Genomic DNA, 17,697 nt, shown 5'->3' with positions numbered 1-17,697 from the left:
GTTTTCCACCGGACGCGGGCGCCGTCCGCATTCCGCCCTGTTTCGCCTGGCGCCCGGCCCTCCGGCCGGCCCGGCCGGCGCCGCAACCCTCGAAGGAGCACCCGCAGCATGAGCAGCGAGCGTCTGGCCGGTCTCCTCGACGAGTACGCGGAGCTGGAGAAGCGGTTGGCCGATCCGGCCATCCACGCCGACCAGGCCACCGCGCGTCGGGTCGGCCGTCGGTACGCCGAGCTGGTGCCGTTGCGCAAGGCTGCCGGCGAGCTGGAGCAGGCGCGCGCCGACCTGGCCGCAGCCCGCGAGCTGGCCGCCGAGGACCCCTCCTTCGCCGCCGAGACCGAGGCGATCGCGGCGTCCCTGCCGGCCCTGGAGGAGCGCCTCGCCGAGCTGCTCATTCCGCGTGACCCGCACGACGCCAAGGACGTGATCGTCGAGATCAAGGCCGGTGAGGGCGGTGAGGAGTCCGCGCTCTTCGCCGGTGACCTGCTGCGGATGTACACCCGGTACGCCGAGCGCCACGGCTGGATCACCGAGGTGATCGACGCACAGGACTCGGACCTCGGCGGGGTCAAGGACGTCTCGCTGTCGATCAAGACCAAGGGCGTCCCGGAGGGCGGCAACGGCGTCTGGTCGCGGCTCAAGTGGGAGGGCGGCGTGCACCGCGTGCAGCGTGTCCCGGTCACCGAGTCGCAGGGTCGGATCCACACCTCCGCCGCCGGGGTGCTGGTGCTGCCGGAGGCCGAGGACGTCGACGTCACCATCGACCAGAACGACCTGCGCATCGACGTGTTCCGCTCGTCTGGCCCGGGTGGCCAGTCGGTCAACACCACCGACTCGGCGGTGCGGATCACCCACCTGCCGACCGGCATCGTCGTCTCCTGCCAGAACGAGAAGTCCCAGCTGCAGAACCGGGAGCAGGCGATGCGGATCATGCGGGCCCGGCTGCTCGCCGCCGCCCAGGAGCAGGCCGACGCCGCCGCCTCGGACGCCCGCAAGGCGCAGGTGCGCACGGTGGACCGCTCGGAGCGGATCCGGACCTACAACTTCCCGCAGAACCGGATCACCGATCACCGGATCGGCTACACCGCGTACAACCTGGACCTGGCGCTCGCCGGGGATCTGGACGGGGTGCTGGACGCCCTGAGCGAAGCCGACCGCGCCGCCCGGCTGGCCGGCGACACCGAGCTGACCCGCCGCTGACGGATCGCCACCGGCGGCCTCCGGCGACGGCCGACCGGCCGGCGGTCAGCTCGCGCGCGGACGGGACTTCGCGCGCAGCATCTCCCGGTCGGCCTGTTCGAAGGCGACGCTGAGCGCGTCGCGTAGCCCGCCGCCGCCGGAGACCTCGGCGAAGCCGATGCTCACCCCGACCGGGGTGCCGGGCACCAGCGACTCCCAGTCCTCCGCGCTGACCGCCGCTTCGATCCGGCGGGCCACCTCGGAGGCCTCGGCCATGCCGGTGTCGGGCAGCACCACCACGAACTCGTCACCGCCGTAGCGGGCCACGAAGTCACCCCGGCGCATCACCCTGTTGATCACCCCGGCAATGCGTTGGAGCACCAGGTCGCCCGAGTGGTGCCCGTGCCGGGTGTTGACCGCCTTGAAGCCGTCCAGGTCGCAGACGCCGATCACCACCCGCTCGCCGCGGGTGACCACGGCGGTGATGTACCGCTCCAACCGTCGCCGGTTGGGCAGCCCGGTGAGCGGGTCGGTCAGGGCTTCGCCCTCGAACCGCGCCGCCTCCCGGCGCATCTCCTCGTGGTCGATCCGGGCGGCGATGCCGTCGATGTAGACGTCGCGCAGCCGGTCGTTGCGCTGTGCGGCGAGCCGGAACGCCAGCCGGTCGGCCCGGTGCGCCGCCAGGTGGTCCCCGGCACGGGTCAGCGCGATGCTGCGCAGCCGGGCCGGCTCGGCGGCGCCCAGCGTCTCGGTGGACACCCGGATGGTGTCCAGCCGGGTGACCGCCTCGATCGGCCGTCCGTCGGCCACGGCCAGGCAGACCAGCCCGAGTTGCCGCATGTCGCGGGCCCGGGCGCTGTCCCCGCCGTGGCCGAGCAGCCGGGACGGCTCGGTGTCCGGGGCGGACTCCACCCGGTCGCCGAGCGCGGCCTGTCGGGCCGCCGCGTACCCGTACGCGGCGAGGCTGCTCGGGCGCAGCCGGCCGGCCCGCCCGGTGCGGACGAACCGGGCCAGGTCGGCGGCCACGTCCCGGAGCACCCGCAGGCAGCCGTCGCTGTCGCCGTTGTGGTCCAGCGCCACGGCGTTGCGCAGCCGGATCCCCGGCGCGGCGAACGTCTCCTCCGGGATCCCGGAGGTCAGCCCGAGCTGCCGGGCACGTTCGATCGCACCCAGGGCGTACCCGTGGAAGCTGAGATAGCTGTAGGCCATGGCGAGGTCGTGCCAGCCCCAGGCGGTGTCCCGGTCCGGGTCCTCCACGGCGCCCAGCGCCCGGGCGGCCTTGACCAGGTGGGTGACGCAGCGGTCCAGTGCTCCCTGGTGGTGTGCGGCGAGCGCGGCCAGCGCGTTGAGGTGGCCGTGCAGGTAGGGCTCGGCGAGGTCGCGGACGGCCGCCGAGGCCTCCTCGATGGCCCGGGTGAACTCCGCCGTCCGACCAAGATTGATCAACGCGGAGAGGCGCTGCACCAGGGCGTCCGCTCGCGCCGCCGGGTCCGTGGTGCTGCGGATCACCCGCTCCAGCAGGGCGTACGCCTCCGCGGAGCGACTGGCCTCCTGCAACGCCCGAGCGCGCGTGAGGGCGTCAACCTGGTCATCGACCCGGTCGAGCCAGCCCACTCGCAACCTCCCGTCGTGTGCGCATGGTCGCACCCGTTCATGGCGTCCCCCGCGACGCTTCATGATTATGACGTGACCACTCTGCCGCAACACCCCCCCGAAGGGACAGGCCGGCTCCGTCCGTCCGCCGCGGTGGCCCGGGCGGCCCGGGTGCTCGCCGCCGCCGGGGTGGGTCCGGCCCGCGCGGAGGCCGAACTGTTGGCGGCGTACGTGCTGGGGGTGCCCCGGGGCCGGCTGGCCCTCGCCGACGACCTAACCGACGACCAGGCGGACCGGCTCGACGAGCTGGTGCGCCGCCGCGCCACCCGGGAGCCGTTGCAGCATCTGACCGGGCTCGCCGGCTTCCGGCACCTGGAGCTGGTGGTCGGCCCGGGCGTCTTCGTGCCCCGGCCGGAGACCGAGCTGCTGGCCGGTTGGGGCGTCGAGCAGGCCCGGGGTCTGCCGGACCCGCTGGTGGTGGACCTGTGCAGCGGCTCCGGCGCGATCGCACTGGCGGTAGCCCAGGAGCTGCCGGGGGCGCGGGTGGTCGCGGTGGAGCGGTCCCCGGCGGCGCTGAGCTGGCTGCGCCGCAACGCGGCGGAGCGGGCCGCGGCGGGGGACCGCCCGATCGAGGTGGTCGAGGCCGACGTCACCGCACCGGACCTGCTGGCCGACCTGGTCGGCCGGGTGGACGTGCTGCTCTGCAACCCGCCGTACGTACCGGCCGACGTGGTCGTGCCTCCGGAGGTGGCCGGGCATGACCCGGCGGAGGCGGTCTTCGGCGGCGCGGACGGTCTGGCGGTGATCCGGCCGGTCATCACCAGGGCGGCGGCGCTGCTGCGTCCCGGCGGCGGGTTCGCGGTCGAGCACGACGACACGCACGGCGCGGCGGTGCCCGGGCTGCTCGCCGCGGACGGCCGGTTCGCCGACGTCACGGAGCATCTGGACCTCACCGGCCGCCCCCGGTACGCGACCGCGTCCCGACGGGCGGACGGCCAGCACGCCACGGCCGGCCCGGCGTGGCAGACTGACTCCTCGTGATGCTCTACGACTGCCGATCGCCCGCCGATCGGGACCGCGGCATCGCTGCGGCCATCGAGGCGGTCAAGAACGGCGAGCTGGTCGTCCTGCCAACGGACACTGTCTACGGCATCGGCGCGGACGCGTTCACCCCGTACGCGGTCAAGGCGCTGCTGGACGCGAAGGGCCGGGGCCGGCAGATGCCGCCGCCGGTCCTGATCGGCTCGCGGCACACCCTGGACGGGTTGGTCTTCTCGCTGCCCAGCGCAGCGCGAGACCTGGTGGAGGCGTTCTGGCCGGGTGCGCTGACGATCGTGGTCGAGCACTCGCCGAGCCTGCAGTGGGACCTCGGCGACAAGTCGGGCACGGTGGCGGTGCGGATGCCGCTGCACCCGGTGGCGCTGGAGGTGCTGCGGGAGACCGGCCCGATGGCGGTCTCCTCGGCCAACAAGACAGGCCAGCCCGCCGCGGTCACCGCCGAGGAGGCCCGCGACCAGCTCGGCTACTCGGTGCGTGCGTACCTGGAGGCCGGGCCCTGCCCGGACCCGGTGCCGAGCACGATCGTGGACCTGACCGGCGAGGTGCCGCAGTTGCTGCGGGCCGGTGCGATCCCGCTGGAGAAGCTGCGCGACGTGGTGCCGGACCTCATTGACGGCCAGGGGGTCTGAGTGCCCCCCTTCACCGTTCTGCACGTCTGCATGGGCAACATCTGCCGCTCGCCGATGGCGGAGCGGTTGCTGGCCCTCGCGGTGCGGGAGCGGTTGGCCCGGCGCGAGCAGGACCCGGCCCGGGCCGAGGAGCTAATGCACAGCCACAGCGCGGGCACCGGCGGCTGGCACGCCGGCGAGGAGATGAACCCGCCGGCGGCGCGGCAGGTGACCGGCCGGGGTGGGGACGTCGAGGGGTTCGCCGCGCGCAAGCTGCGCTCGGACCACATCGACGCCGCCGACCTGGTCCTGACCGCGACCGCCGACCAGCAGGAGTACGTGGTGGCGCTGCGTCCGGACGCGGCGGCCCGCACGTTCGTGCTGGGTGAGTTCGGTCGGCTGCTGGCCGCGGTGGACGCCGCCGCGTTGCCGCCGGCCGAGGCGACCCCGGAGGCGGTGTACGCCCGGGGCATGGCCCTGGTAGCGGCGGCCCACAGCGCCCGGTTGGGCGCCTCGTCGCTGCCCACCGATGATCTGGACGACCCGTGGGGTCGTGGCGACCAGTGCTTCAGCCGGGTTGCCGACGAGATCGAGGAGACGGTCCACCCGCTGGCCGGCGCGCTGCTGCCCTGAGCGTCGTGCGAATTTCCTCCGGGTTTGGGGAAAACCCGGGGCGAAAGGGGCGTTCCGGGTCATTCTGAACGGGTCCTAGCGTGACCGGCTCCTGCGGGGAGAGCTGATGATCCGGGCCCGACTCGACAAACTGCTGACCGTGTTGATTGCCGGTGTGCTGGCCGGGCTGGTGCTGGCAGCGGCCGCACTGCCCGCGGCCCTGGTCTTCGGGATCGGCTTCAGCGCCCTCTCCACGCCCTACTCGGAGCTGCCGAACACGCTGCGCACTCCGCCCACCGCCCAGCGCTCCAACCTCTACGCCAACGACGGCACCACCCTGATCACCTCCTTCTACCAGGAGGACCGGGTGGACGTGCCGCTGCACGAGGTCGCCCCGGTGATGCGCCAGGCGATCGTGGCCGCCGAGGACGTCCGGTTCTACCAGCACAGCGGGGTGGACCTGCGAGGCGTGGTGCGCGCGTTCACGGTGAACAAGCGTGACGGCCACACCCGGCAGGGCGCCTCCACGCTGACCATGCAGTACGTCCGCAACGTGCTCCGCAGCGACCCGCGGCTGACCGAGCGGCAGCGCGACGCGGCCACCGAGGTCACCACCGCCCGCAAGGTCCAGGAGATGCGGTACGCGCTGGCGCTGGAGCGCGAGCTGAACAAGGAGGAGATCCTCGCCCGCTACCTCAACATCGCCTACTTCGGCGCCGGGGCGTACGGCATCGCGGCAGCCAGCAAGCGCTACTTCTCGCGGTCCCCGGCCGAGCTGACCCTGGCCCAGGCCGCGATGCTGGCCGGTCTGGTCCGGTCGCCGGACAGCGACGACCCGATCAACGGCGACGCCGACAGTGCGCTGCAGCGACGGGGGTACGTGCTGGACCAACTGGTGGAGTCGAGCCAGGTGTCGGTGGAGGCGGCGGCGGCGGCCCGGGCCGAGGCGCTGGAGCTGCGGCCCAGCGAGACCCCGAACGACTGCACCGCGGTGCCCAACGGGCACAACGACTGGGGCTTCTTCTGCGACTGGTTCACCAAATGGTGGAGCAGTCAGTCGGCGTTCGGGTCGAGCGCCGACGAGCGGCAGCGCACGCTGCGCCGGGGCGGATTCTCCATCGTCTCCTCGCTGGACCCGGGGATCCAGCGGGCCACCACCGAGCAGGTGCTGAAAATCTACAAGCCGACCAATGCCCGGGCCATGCCGACCGCCGTGGTGCAGCCCGGCACGGGCCGGGTGCTGGCGATGTCGGTGAATCGCAGCTACGGCGTGGCGGACAACCCGGTCGGGCAGAAGAACCACCCGAACACGGTGAACCAGCTGGTGGCCGGCGGCGGGGCGATCGAGGGGTACCAGGGTGGGTCCACGTTCAAGCTCTTCACCATGCTGGCCGCGCTGGAGTCCGGCCTGCCGCTGTCGACCGACTTCGACTCGCCGAGCCGGCTGGTCACCCGCTACGCGGCGACCGGTGAGGCGAGCTGCGACGGCCGCTGGTGCCCGGAGAACTCCAGCCCCTCGGTGATGGACGGCCGGCGCACCATGTGGACCGCGTTCGGGCGCTCGGTGAACACCTACTTCGCCTGGCTCACCGAGCAGGTGGGCGCCGACCGGGTGGTGGAGATGGCCGAGCGGCTCGGCATCGTGCTGCGCGCCGACTCCGATGCCCGGCTGGCCCGGTACGGGGCGAAGAACTGGGGCCCGTTCACCCTGGGCGTGGCCGCGACCACCCCACTCGACCTGGCCACTGCGTACGCCACGGTGGCGGCCGAGGGGACCTGGTGCGCGCCGCTGCCGGTGGTCTCGATCACCGACTCGGCCGGCCGGCCGGTCGACGCCGCCAAGCCGGACTGCCGGCAGGTGATCGACACCGACGTGGCCCGGGCGGCCACCGACGCGGCTCGCTGCCCGGTCGGCGACCAGTCGATGTACGGACGTTGCGACGGCGCCACCGCGGGCGACTTCCGGGCCAAGCTCGGCCGTCCGGTGGCGGGCAAGACCGGCAGCTCGGATCGGTACGAGGTGGAGACGGTGGTGGCGTTCACCCCGCAGCTCGCGGTCGCCTCGATGGCTGCCAACCCGGACAACCCACGCGACGCCGTCGGTCAGGCGGTGCAGGCCCAGATGGTGGATGCCGTCGGCGAGGTGCTCGCCATCGGCCTGCGCGGCCAGCCGGTGCGGGACTTCGTCCCGCCGAGCGAACGGGCCGCCTTCCAGGTCACCGAACCCCGAACCGGCAACTAACCCAGGTGTTCGGCGTTGCGGGCGATGTTGCGGGCCATTCCGCCGAAGACCACGGCGTGGAACGGGGCCACCGACCCCCAGTAGGTGTGCCCGGCCAACCCGCGCGGCAGGAAGACGGCGCGCTGGTGGTAGCGGCTGCGTCCGTCGTCGGTCGGCAGCACCCGCATCTCCAGCCAGGCCCGGCCGGGCAGCCGCATCTCGGCGCGCAGCCGCAGCAACTCGCCCGGGATGATCTCCTCGACCCGCCAGAAGTCCAGCGCCTCGCCGACCTGCAGGCGGTGCGGGTCGCGCCGGCCGCGACGCAGCCCGACCCCGCCGATCAGCCGGTCCAGCCAGCCGCGAACCGACCAGGCGAGCGGAAACGAGTACCAGCCGTGCTCGCCGCCGACGCCCTCGATGACCCGCCAGAGCGCCTCCGGTGGCGCGTTCACCGCCTGTTCCCGGACGTCGGTGTAGGCGGTGCCGCCGGACCAGGCCGGGTCGCTGGGCAGCGGCTCGGCGGGCGCGTCCGGGCCGCTCGCGGTCGACCAACGGGTCTCCACCTGGGCGTCGCGCACCTTGGCCAGCGCCAGCGCGACGGCCTGGTCGAAGCCGATCAGGCCGCCCGGCGGGTCGGGCACGTACCGGGCGATGTCGTGTTCGTGCGTGACCGCCTCTTGGACCAGGCTGTCCACCAGCGGGCGGGCGATGGCGTTCGGCACCGGGGTGATCAGGCCGACCCAGTGCGACGAGAGCGACGGGGTGAGCAGGCGGACCGGCACGATGACCCGCCGGCGCAGCCCGGCCACCGAGGCGTAGCGCTGCATCATGTCGCCGAAGGTGAGCACGTCGGGCCCGCCGATGTCGAAGCCCCGGTTGACCTCCGCCGGCAGCGCGGTGCAGCCAGCCAGGTAGCGCAGCACGTCGCGGACCGCGATCGGCTGGATCCGGTTGCTCACCCAGCGTGGGGTGACCATGGCGGGCAGTCGCTCGGTCAGGTAGCGCAGCATCTCGAACGACGCCGAGCCGGAGCCGATGATCACCGCGGCCCGGAGCACCGCCGTGGGCACTCCGCTGGACAGCAGGATCCGGCCCACCTCGGCCCGGGACCGCAGGTGCGGGGAGGGCACCTCCTCGTGCGACGCCGGCTCCGGGCCGCCCAGGTAGATGATCCGGCGTACGCCGGCCTCGCGGGCCGCCGCCGCGAAGTTGGTCGCCGCCGTGCGGTCGGTCGCCTCGAAGTCGGCCCGGCCCAGCGAGTGCACCAGGAAGTAGGCGACGTCCACGTCGGCGAACACGGCGGGCAGCGTCTCCGGCCGGCTCAGGTCCCCCTCGATGATCTCGGCCGCCGACGCCCAGGGCACGTCGCGCAGCCGCACGGCCTTCCGCGCCAGGCAGCGCACGGTGTGCCCGTCGGCGAGCAGCAGCGGCGTCAGCCGCCCGCCGATGTATCCCGTGGCTCCGGTGACCAGGCATCTCACGGTTCCCAGTGTGCGGCCCCCTAGACTCCTTCGCTGTGGACACCGAGACGAGCACCTTCTGGGGGCCGGATTTCGCGCAGCTCAGGGCCACCGACCCGGAGATCGCCGGGGTGGTCCTCGGCGAGTTGGACCGGCTGCGCAGCGGCCTGCAGCTGATCGCGAGCGAGAACCTGACCTCGCCAGCGGTGCTGGCCGCGCTCGGTTCGACGCTGACCAACAAGTACGCCGAGGGCTACCCGGGTCGGCGCTACTACGGTGGCTGCGCCGAGGTCGACCGGGCCGAGGAGATCGGCATCGCCCGGGCGAAGGAGCTCTTCGGCGCCGAGCACGCCAACCTCCAGCCGCACTCCGGGGCTAGCGCCAACCTGGCCGCGTACGCCGCGTTGGTGCAGCCGGGGGACACGGTGCTGGCGATGGACCTGCCGCACGGCGGGCACCTGACGCACGGCAGTCGGGTGAACTTCTCCGGCAAGTGGTTCGCCACGGTCGGGTACACCGTCCGGCGGGACACCGAGCTGATCGACTACGACGAGGTACGGGACCTGGCCCTGACGCACCGGCCCAAGATGATCATTTGCGGCGCCACCGCCTACTCCCGGCTGATCGACTTCGCCCGGTTCCGGGAGATCGCCGACGAGGTCGGTGCGTACCTGATGGTGGACGCGGCGCACTTCATCGGCCTGGTCGCCGGGCGGGCGATCCCGTCCCCGGTGCCGTACGCCGACGTCGTCTGCGCCACCACCCACAAGGTGCTGCGCGGCCCACGCGGGGGCATGATCCTCTGCCGGGAGTCGCTGGCCCAGCGGATCGACAAGGCGGTCTTCCCGTTCACCCAGGGCGGCCCGTTGATGCACGCGGTCGCGGCCAAGGCGGTCGCGCTGCGTGAGGCCGCCCAGCCCGAGTTCCAGACGTACGCCGGTCAGGTGGTCCGCAACGCCCAGGCGCTCGCCGCCGGGCTGGCCGCCGAGGGGATGCGCCCGGTGTCCGGCGGCACCGACACCCACCTCGCCCTGATCGACCTGCGCGAGGTGGGGGTCACCGGCGCCGAGGCCGAGAGTCGCTGCGATGCCGCGTCGATCACCCTGAACAAAAACGCGATCCCGTACGACCCGCAGCCGCCGATGGTCGCCTCCGGCATCCGGGTGGGCACGCCCGCCGTCACCACCCAGGGCATGCGGGAGGGGGAGCTGCGGCAGGTCGCCGGCCTGATCGCCCGGGCGGTACGCGCCGATCCCGGCGTGCCGGGCGGCGCGGACGAGCTGGCCCGGATCGGTGCCGAGGTGGCCGAGTTGGTTGCCGCGTTCCCGGCGTACCCCCGTGGCTGAGCCCGGGGTGGTCGAGCCCGACGCCGACCGGCGCTGGCGGCTGCGGCACCTGCCGGTGCTCCTGACCGCGTCGGTGGCGCTGGCCGCGCTGGCCGCAGTGGTCGGCGGGGTGACCGGCGGCATGACGGCCGCGTTCGGCGCGGCGGCCGGTGTCGGTGTCACGGTCTTCAGCTACACCCTCACCACCGTGGTGCTGGCCTGGGCGGACCGGATCAACCCACAGCTGATGCTGCCGCTCGGGCTGGGCCTGTACGCGCTGAAGTTCACCCTGCTGGGTGTGGTGATGGTGGCGGTGGCGTCGACGGGCTGGCCCGGGTTGGTCCCGCTCTGCCTCGGCATCGTCGCCGGCGTGGCAGTGTGGACGGCGGTGCACATCTGGTGGTTGACCACCGTGCACGCCCGACGATCGCGTAGCTGACCTGGCAATCGGCCGCTCGTCCCATCCATCGGACGCGCGACAAGCTGTCGGCCATCGGTCATTCTCTCATGGGCGGAAGGGGAGTAGCGTGCCCACAGACGACGGCGCCCCCGAGATGCCCACACAACGACGGTTGTGCGGGGGGTGAGGCACAGCCTCGTCTTCCCGGCTGATATCGTTCGCCCCGTCATGGCTGGTGACCAAACCCCCCGTCCCGCCGGCGAACCGGACGACATTCCGTCCGGCGCCGGTCAGGGTTGGACCGCGCTCAGCTACCTCATCGGAGGCATGCTCGTGTGGGGTTTCATCGGCTGGCTGGTTGACCAGTGGCTCGACACCGGCGGCGTCGCCACCGGGATCGGCGTCGTGCTCGGCATGGCCGGGGGAATCATCCTCGTCGTCCGCCGGCTCGGCACGCCTACTTAGGAAGGGACGCGGTGTTCGGACAGGCGAACGTTCTGGCAGCGGGCCAGGCGGCATTCCCACCCAGTGTGGAGGACTTTTACCTGCCCAGCATCCTGCCCTGGGGTGCGCACGACTCATACTGGTTCACCAAGATCACGGCGATGGTCTGGATCGCGGTCGGCGTCCTGATCATCTTCTTCCTGGCGAGCTACCGGAACCCGCAACTGGTGCCGACCAAGAAGCAGTGGTTCGCCGAGTCGATCTACGGCTTCGTACGGAACAACATCGCGGTCGACATGATCGGGCACGCGGGGGTGCGGTTCGCGCCGTACTTCACGTCGCTGTTCTGCTTCGTGCTGCTGACGAACGCGTTCGCGATCATCCCGTTCTTCCAGATCTCGCCGAACTCGCACATCGCCTTCCCGGCGATCCTCGCGGTGATCAGCTACGTGCTGTTCAACTACATCGGCATCAAGCACCACGGCTTCAAGAAGTACGTGCGGAACTCCCTGATCCCGCCGGCACCCTGGTACATCCTGCCGCTGCTGATCCCGATCGAGTTCTTCTCGACCTTCCTCGTCCGGCCGTTCTCGCTCGCGGTTCGTCTTTTCGCGAACATGTTCGCCGGCCACATGCTCCTGCTGGTCTTCACGCTCGGCGGCTTCGCCATGCTGAGCGCCAACGCCTGGCTGGCTCCGGTCTCGGTGCTCTCCTGGGTGATGACCATCGCGCTCACCTTCCTTGAGTTCCTGGTGATCTGCCTGCAGGCCTACGTCTTCACCGTCCTCACCGCCAGCTACGTGCAGGGCGCGCTCGCCGAAGAGCACTGATCCACCGCACCATCCGTTGTCGTCCCGCGTGAGAGTCACGCGTGATACCCAGGAGGAACCACACCAATGGACGCTAGCGTTCTCGCCGAGGTCACCGGTAGCACCGCTGCCATCGGCTACGGCCTCGCCGCCATCGGCCCGGGCATCGGCGTTGGCCTGGTCTTCGCCGCCTACATCCAGTCGACCGCCCGCCAGCCGGAGTCGTCCCGGATGACCCTGCCGTACGTCTGGATCGGCTTCGCCGTCATCGAGGCGCTCGCGCTGCTGGGCATCGCCTTCGGCTTCATCTGGGCCGGCACTGCTAGCTGATTCCGCCCCTCGACTGGGAGGTAACCATGTATTTCCTCGCCGCTGAGGGTGGTGAGTCGACCCACAACCCGATCATCCCGCTCTGGCAGGAGATCGTGGTCGGTACGGTCGCCTTCGCTGTGCTCTGCTTCGTGCTGATGAAGTTCGTCTTCCCCCGCATGGAGCAGACGTTCCAGGCTCGGGTCGACGCGATCGAGGGTGGCATCAAGCGCGCCGAGGCCGCCCAGGCCGAGGCGAACCAGCTGCTCGAGCAGTACCGTGCCCAGCTCGCCGAAGCCCGGACCGACGCCGCCAAGATCCGCGACGACGCCCGGGCCGACGCCGAGGGGATCCGGCAGGACGTTCTCGCCAAGGCGCGGGAGGAATCCGACCGGATCATCGCGGCCGGCAAGGATCAGCTCGCCGCCGAGCGGGCCACCATCGTGCGCGAGCTGCGCACCGAGGTCGGCACCATCGCGGTGGACCTGGCCAGCAAGATCGTCGGCGAGTCGCTGGCCGACGAGGCGCGGCGCAAGGGCACCGTCGACCGGTTCCTGAGCGGTCTTGAGAGCACGGGGGCCCGCTGATGCAGGCCGCCAGCCGGGAGTCGTACAAGATCGCGGCCGAGAGCCTCGACGCGTACGTCCGCGGCGCGGAGCCGTCGGCGGTGGCCTCCACCGCTGACGCCGTCCTCTCCGTCGCCACCCTGCTGCGGCGTGAGCCGCGGCTGCGCCGGGCGCTGTCCGAGCCGGCCCGTTCCGGCGAGGACCGCGGCGCTCTGCTCGGTGACATGCTGGGCGGCCGGATCGGCGTCGACGCGCTCGACCTGCTCGTGTCGCTGGTCTCCGGCCGTTGGTCGGCACCGTCGGAGTTGCTCGACGGCGCCGAGCGGCTGGGCGTGGAGGCGCTGCTGGCCAGCGCCGACAAGGCCGGCGACCTCGGCGAGGTCGAGGACGAGCTGTTCCGCTTCGGCCAGGTCGTGGCGGGTCAGTCGGCGCTGAGCAACGCGCTGGCCGACCCGGTCGCCCCGGTCGAGCAGCGGGCCTCCCTGGCTCGCGAGCTGCTCGCCGACAAGGCTCGTCCGGTGACCGTCCGCCTCGTCGAGGTGGCGCTGGGCGGGTTCGGCGGACGCTCCTTCATCGGGGCGCTCACCCGGCTGGTCGAGCTCGCCGCCGAGCGACGCGACCGGCAGGTGGCGTACGTGACCGTCGCGGCCCCGTTGAGTGACGAGGACGAGCGGCGGCTGGGTGCGAGCCTCACCGCGATATACGGTCGAGAGGTCTCCGTCAGGCAGACGGTGGACCCCGACGTCCTGGGTGGCATGAGCGTGCGGGTCGGCTCCGACCTGTACGACGGCACCATCCTGCGTCGGCTCAACGAGACCCGCAACGCGCTCGCGAAGCGCTGAGCAGCTCCGCCGCCCAACGTTGGGGCGGCTCCGCCGCGCAGCGCCCGGATTGACAGACGCCATTCGGACCGGTCGGTACTAGGTATCCCGGGCCCCTGAATTTTAAGGAAGCAGAGGATGGCCGAGCTGACCATCTCGACGGAGGAGATCCGCGGCGCCCTGGAGCGCTACGTCTCCTCCTACTCGTCCGACGTCTCCCGCGAGGAGGTCGGCACCGTCGCCGACACCGGCGACGGAATCGCCCACGTCGAGGGCCTGCCCTCGACCATGACCAACGAGCTCCTGGAGTTCGAGGACGGCACGCTCGGCGTGGCGTTGAACCTCGACGTCCGGGAGATCGGTGTCGTCGTTCTCGGTGACTCCGCCAAGCTGGAGGAGGGGCAGCGCGTCAAGCGCACCGAACGGGTCCTCTCCGTCCCGGTCGGCGACGCCTTCCTCGGCCGCGTGGTCAACGCGCTCGCCCAGCCGATCGACGGGCTCGGTGACATCCCCAACGAGGGCTTCCGCGAGCTGGAGCTGCAGGCTCCGAACGTGATGGCCCGGCAGTCCGTTGACGAGCCGCTGCAGACCGGCATCAAGGCCATCGACGCGATGACCCCGATCGGTCGGGGTCAGCGGCAGCTGATCATCGGTGACCGGAAGACCGGCAAGACCACGGTCGCCCTGGACGCCATCCTCAACCAGCGGGACAACTGGCGCACCGGCGACCCGAAGAAGCAGGTTCGCTGCATCTACGTCGCCATCGGCCAGAAGGCCTCCACGATCGCCTCGATCAAGGGCCAGCTGGAGGAGGCGGGCGCGATGGAGTACACCACCATCGTCGCCTCCCCGGCCTCCGACCCGGCCGGCTTCAAGTACCTCGCCCCGTACACCGGCTCGTCCATTGGGCAGCACTGGATGTACGGCGGCAAGCACGTCCTGATCGTCTTCGACGACCTGAGCAAGCAGGCCGAGGCGTACCGGGCCGTGTCGCTGCTGCTGCGTCGCCCGCCGGGCCGTGAGGCGTACCCGGGTGACGTCTTCTACCTGCACTCCCGCCTGCTGGAGCGCTGCGCGAAGCTCTCCGACGAGCTGGGTGGCGGCTCGATGACCGGTCTGCCGATCATCGAGACGAAGGCCAACGACATCTCGGCCTTCATCCCGACCAACGTCATCTCGATCACCGACGGCCAGATCTTCCTGGAGACCGACCTGTTCAACCAGGGCGTCCGTCCGGCGATCAACGTCGGCACCTCGGTCTCCCGGGTCGGTGGCGCCGCGCAGGTGAAGCCGATGAAGAAGGTCGCCGGTTCGCTGCGGCTCAACCTGGCCCAGTACCGCGAGCTGGAGGCGTTCGCCGCCTTCGCCTCCGACCTGGACCGGGCCTCCCGGGCCCAGCTGGACCGCGGTTCGCGGCTGGTCGAGCTGCTCAAGCAGCCGAACTACTCGCCGTACCCGGTGCAGGAGCAGGTCGTCTCGGTCTGGGCCGGCGTCGAGGGCAAGCTGGACGACATCCCGGTGGGTGAGGTCCGGCGCTTCGAGTCGGAGTTCCTCCAGTACCTGCGGCACAAGCACGCGGGTGTGCTGGCCGGGATCGCCGACAACCAGTGGAACGATGAGATCATCGGCTCCCTGGACACCGCGATCAGCGAGTTCAAGCAGGTCTTCCTCGGCAAGGCCGACGAGCGTCGGATCAACGACGCGCCGGCCGCGCCGCTGGAGGGCGAGGAGAACCGCGAGACGGTGACCCGCTTCCGCGACGGCACGACCGACCGCCCGGCCGAGAGCTGATCCCGTGGCGGCTCAGGTACGCGTTCTTCGTCAACGAATCCGCTCGGCGAAGTCGATGAAGAAGATCACCAAGGCGATGGAGCTCGTGGCGACGAGCCGGATCGCCAAGGCCCAGGCCCGGGTGCAGGCGTCCCTGCCGTACGCCCAGGCCATCACCGGGGTGCTCACGGCGCTGGCGTCCAACGCGCGGATCGACCACCCGCTGCTGACCCCGCGCGAGCGGGTCCAGCGGGCGGGCGTCCTGCTGGTCACCAGCGACCGTGGCCTGGCCGGCGGCTACAGCTCCAACGCGATCAGGAAGGCGGAGTCGCTGATCGCGCGGCTCCGGGCGGACGGCAAGGAGCCGGTGCTCTACGTCATCGGGCGTAAGGGCGTCGGGTTCTACCGGTTCCGCGGTCGGCCGATGGAGGCGAACTGGACCGGGTTCAGCGAGCAGCCGTCGTTCGAGGACGCCCGTACGGTCGGTGAGACGCTGATCAAGGCGTTCACGGCCGGTGCGGACGACGTCGACGGCAGCGCCGGTGCGGACGGGGTGCTCGGCGTCGACGAGTTGCACATCGTCTACACCGAGTTCCAGTCGCTGATGACGCAGACCCCGGTCACCAAGGTCATCGGGCCGATGCAGGTCGAGGACCGGCCGCGCTCCGAGGGGCTGCTGCCGGCGTACGAGTTCGAGCCGGAGGCGGAGGCGCTGCTTGACGCGCTCCTGCCGAGGTACATCAACACGCGGATCTACGCGGCGTTGATCGAGTCGGCGGCGAGTGAGTCGGCGGCACGGCGGCGGGCGATGAAGAGCGCCACCGACAACGCCGAAGAAATGATCGACAAGTACACGCGTGAGATGAACTCGGCCCGGCAGGCCGGGATCACCCAGGAGATCAGCGAGATCGTCGGCGGCGCCAACGCGCTGGCCGCGTCGGGAAGTGAAGTGTGATGACTGCACCAGTAGAGACCAAGACGGCCACGGGTCGCGTGGTCCGGGTCATCGGCCCGGTCGTCGACGCCGAGTTCCCGCGCGACGCCATGCCGGCCCTGTTCAACGCCCTGAACGTGGACGTGCACCTGTCCGGCGGTGAGAAGACGCTGACCCTGGAGGTCGCCCAGCACCTGGGTGACAACCTGGTCCGCGCCATCTCGATGCAGCCGACGGACGGCCTCGTCCGCGGCGCGGTGGTGCGTGACCGCGGCGAGCCGATCACCGTGCCGGTGGGCGACGCGGTGAAGGGGCACGTGTTCAACGCGATCGGCGAGTGCCTCAACCTCACCGAGGGCGAGACCATCCAGGCCGACGACCGGTGGGGCATCCACCGCAAGGCCCCGGCCTTCGCCGACCTGGAGCCGAAGACCGAGATGCTGGAGACCGGCATCAAGGTCATCGACCTGCTCGCCCCGTACGTCAAGGGCGGCAAGATCGGCCTGTTCGGCGGCGCGGGTGTGGGCAAGACGGTGCTCATCCAGGAGATGATCACCCGAGTGGCCCGTAACTTCGGTGGTACCTCGGTCTTCGCCGGCGTGGGTGAGCGCACCCGTGAGGGCAACGACCTCATCGCCGAGATGACCGAGTCCGGCGTTATCGACAAGACCGCGCTGGTCTACGGCCAGATGGACGAGCCGCCGGGCACCCGGCTGCGGGTGGCGCTCTCCGCGCTGACCATGGCCGAGTACTTCCGTGACGTGAAGAAGCAGGAGGTGCTGCTCTTCATCGACAACATCTTCCGCTTCACCCAGGCGGGTTCGGAGGTCTCCACCCTGCTCGGCCGGATGCCGAGCGCGGTGGGTTACCAGCCGACCCTGGCCGACGAGATGGGCGAGCTCCAGGAGCGGATCACCTCCGTCCGGGGCCAGGCCATCACCTCCATGCAGGCGATCTACGTGCCGGCGGACGACTACACCGACCCCGCCCCGGCCACCACGTTCGCCCACCTGGACGCGACCACCAACCTGGAGCGGTCGATCTCCGACAAGGGCATCTACCCGGCCGTGGACCCGCTGGCGTCCTCGTCCCGGATCCTCGCCCCGGAGTTCGTCGGCGCCGAGCACTTCCAGGTCGCCACCGAGGTCAAGCGGATCCTGCAGCGCTACCGCGACCTGCAGGACATCATCGCCATCCTCGGCATCGAGGAGCTCTCCGAGGAAGACAAGATCACCGTGCAGCGCGCGCGGCGGATCGAGCGCTTCCTGTCGCAGAACACCTACGCTGCGGAGCAGTTCACCGGCGTGCCGGGCTCGACGGTCCCGATCAAGGAGACCATCGAGGCGTTCCGCAAGATCAGCGAGGGGGAGTACGACCACTTCCCCGAGCAGGCGTTCTTCATGTGCGGCGGTCTTGAGGACCTGGAGCGCAAGGCCGAGGAACTGATGAAGGACTGACAGCTCCGACCAGAGCTGACCCAAAAGACTGCCCCGGCAATGCCGGGGCAGTCTTTTGTTCATCTTCAGGCCTTACCATCGCCGCAGTCCGTTTCTCGCGGTCGTCGGTTGCGCGCCACCCGAGATACGGTTC

General features: G+C 71.2%; 17 protein-coding genes. 15 read left to right on the top strand and 2 right to left on the bottom strand.

What is annotated here, in order from left to right:
• Positions 1-108: 108 nt before the first annotated feature.
• The gene (prfA, locus tag OG470_RS01130) at positions 109-1,197 is read left to right on the top strand and encodes a peptide chain release factor 1 (protein ID WP_328419863.1); all 1,089 of its coding nucleotides are present in this window, start codon (positions 109-111) and stop codon (positions 1,195-1,197) included.
• Between the two features lie 45 nt (positions 1,198-1,242).
• Here prfA and OG470_RS01125 read toward each other — a convergent pair whose 3' ends face one another.
• The gene (locus tag OG470_RS01125; RefSeq protein ID WP_328419861.1) at positions 1,243-2,790 is read right to left on the bottom strand and encodes a GGDEF domain-containing protein; all 1,548 of its coding nucleotides are present in this window, start codon (positions 2,788-2,790) and stop codon (positions 1,243-1,245) included.
• Between the two features lie 72 nt (positions 2,791-2,862).
• Between OG470_RS01125 and prmC the strand changes: the two genes are divergently transcribed.
• From prmC to OG470_RS01105, 4 genes are all read left to right on the top strand, one after another.
• A complete protein-coding gene (prmC, locus tag OG470_RS01120) occupies positions 2,863-3,810 on the top strand; it encodes a peptide chain release factor N(5)-glutamine methyltransferase (protein ID WP_328419859.1) in 948 nt (315 codons plus the stop codon).
• Positions 3,810-4,457 carry an L-threonylcarbamoyladenylate synthase gene (locus tag OG470_RS01115; protein WP_328426063.1) on the top strand — a complete coding sequence of 216 codons (648 nt, stop codon included), beginning with the start codon at positions 3,810-3,812 and terminating at the stop codon, positions 4,455-4,457. The genes prmC and OG470_RS01115 overlap by 1 nt, the downstream gene beginning before the upstream one ends.
• Positions 4,458-5,069 carry an arsenate reductase/protein-tyrosine-phosphatase family protein gene (locus tag OG470_RS01110; RefSeq protein WP_328419857.1) on the top strand — a complete coding sequence of 204 codons (612 nt, stop codon included), beginning with the start codon at positions 4,458-4,460 and terminating at the stop codon, positions 5,067-5,069. It abuts the gene before it with no gap.
• Between the two features lie 106 nt (positions 5,070-5,175).
• Positions 5,176-7,290, top strand: a complete 2,115-nt coding sequence (locus OG470_RS01105) for a transglycosylase domain-containing protein (RefSeq protein WP_328419855.1) — start codon at positions 5,176-5,178, stop codon at positions 7,288-7,290.
• On the opposite strand, the gene OG470_RS01100 is transcribed toward OG470_RS01105, so the two are convergent.
• On the bottom strand, positions 7,287-8,750 hold the full coding sequence (locus tag OG470_RS01100; RefSeq protein WP_328419853.1) for an SDR family oxidoreductase: 1,464 nt from the start codon (positions 8,748-8,750) through the stop codon (positions 7,287-7,289). The two genes, OG470_RS01105 and OG470_RS01100, sit on opposite strands and share 4 nt — an antisense overlap.
• Before the next feature lie 35 nt (positions 8,751-8,785).
• On the opposite strand from OG470_RS01100, the gene glyA reads away from it, so the two are divergent.
• The 10 genes from glyA (at position 8,786) to atpD (ending at position 17,564) form a co-directional block, all read left to right on the top strand.
• Positions 8,786-10,075 carry a serine hydroxymethyltransferase gene (gene glyA / locus OG470_RS01095; protein ID WP_328419851.1) on the top strand — a complete coding sequence of 430 codons (1,290 nt, stop codon included), beginning with the start codon at positions 8,786-8,788 and terminating at the stop codon, positions 10,073-10,075.
• Complete coding sequence (locus OG470_RS01090; protein ID WP_328419849.1) at positions 10,068-10,493, top strand: hypothetical protein; 426 nt, start codon at positions 10,068-10,070, stop codon at positions 10,491-10,493. The genes glyA and OG470_RS01090 overlap by 8 nt, the downstream gene beginning before the upstream one ends.
• Positions 10,494-10,682: 189 nt before the next feature.
• A complete protein-coding gene (locus OG470_RS01085; RefSeq protein ID WP_030488045.1) occupies positions 10,683-10,919 on the top strand; it encodes an AtpZ/AtpI family protein in 237 nt (78 codons plus the stop codon).
• An 11-nt stretch (positions 10,920-10,930) separates the two neighbouring features.
• Entirely contained in the window at positions 10,931-11,728 is a 798-nt protein-coding gene (gene atpB, locus OG470_RS01080; protein WP_328419846.1) for a F0F1 ATP synthase subunit A, read from the top strand.
• A gap of 66 nt (positions 11,729-11,794) precedes the next feature.
• Positions 11,795-12,037: a F0F1 ATP synthase subunit C gene (locus tag OG470_RS01075; protein WP_328419844.1), complete on the top strand. Its 243-nt coding sequence runs from the start codon at positions 11,795-11,797 to the stop codon at positions 12,035-12,037.
• A 26-nt stretch (positions 12,038-12,063) separates the two neighbouring features.
• The gene (locus OG470_RS01070; protein WP_328419842.1) at positions 12,064-12,603 is read left to right on the top strand and encodes a F0F1 ATP synthase subunit B; all 540 of its coding nucleotides are present in this window, start codon (positions 12,064-12,066) and stop codon (positions 12,601-12,603) included.
• On the top strand, positions 12,603-13,424 hold the full coding sequence (locus OG470_RS01065) for a F0F1 ATP synthase subunit delta (RefSeq protein WP_328419840.1): 822 nt from the start codon (positions 12,603-12,605) through the stop codon (positions 13,422-13,424). The genes OG470_RS01070 and OG470_RS01065 overlap by 1 nt, the downstream gene beginning before the upstream one ends.
• A gap of 117 nt (positions 13,425-13,541) precedes the next feature.
• On the top strand, positions 13,542-15,194 hold the full coding sequence (atpA, locus tag OG470_RS01060; RefSeq protein WP_328419838.1) for a F0F1 ATP synthase subunit alpha: 1,653 nt from the start codon (positions 13,542-13,544) through the stop codon (positions 15,192-15,194).
• Between the two features lie 4 nt (positions 15,195-15,198).
• On the top strand, positions 15,199-16,128 hold the full coding sequence (locus tag OG470_RS01055; RefSeq protein ID WP_328419836.1) for a F0F1 ATP synthase subunit gamma: 930 nt from the start codon (positions 15,199-15,201) through the stop codon (positions 16,126-16,128).
• Entirely contained in the window at positions 16,128-17,564 is a 1,437-nt protein-coding gene (gene atpD, locus OG470_RS01050) for a F0F1 ATP synthase subunit beta (protein WP_328419834.1), read from the top strand. The genes OG470_RS01055 and atpD overlap by 1 nt, the downstream gene beginning before the upstream one ends.
• Positions 17,565-17,697: the final 133 nt, after the last annotated feature.

Origin of the sequence: Micromonospora sp. NBC_00389, from assembly GCF_036059255.1 — a bacterium.
Classification (GTDB): domain Bacteria; phylum Actinomycetota; class Actinomycetes; order Mycobacteriales; family Micromonosporaceae; genus Micromonospora.
The sequence above is the reverse complement of the archived record's forward strand: the minus strand, read 5'-3'. Positions and strand labels throughout refer to the sequence as shown.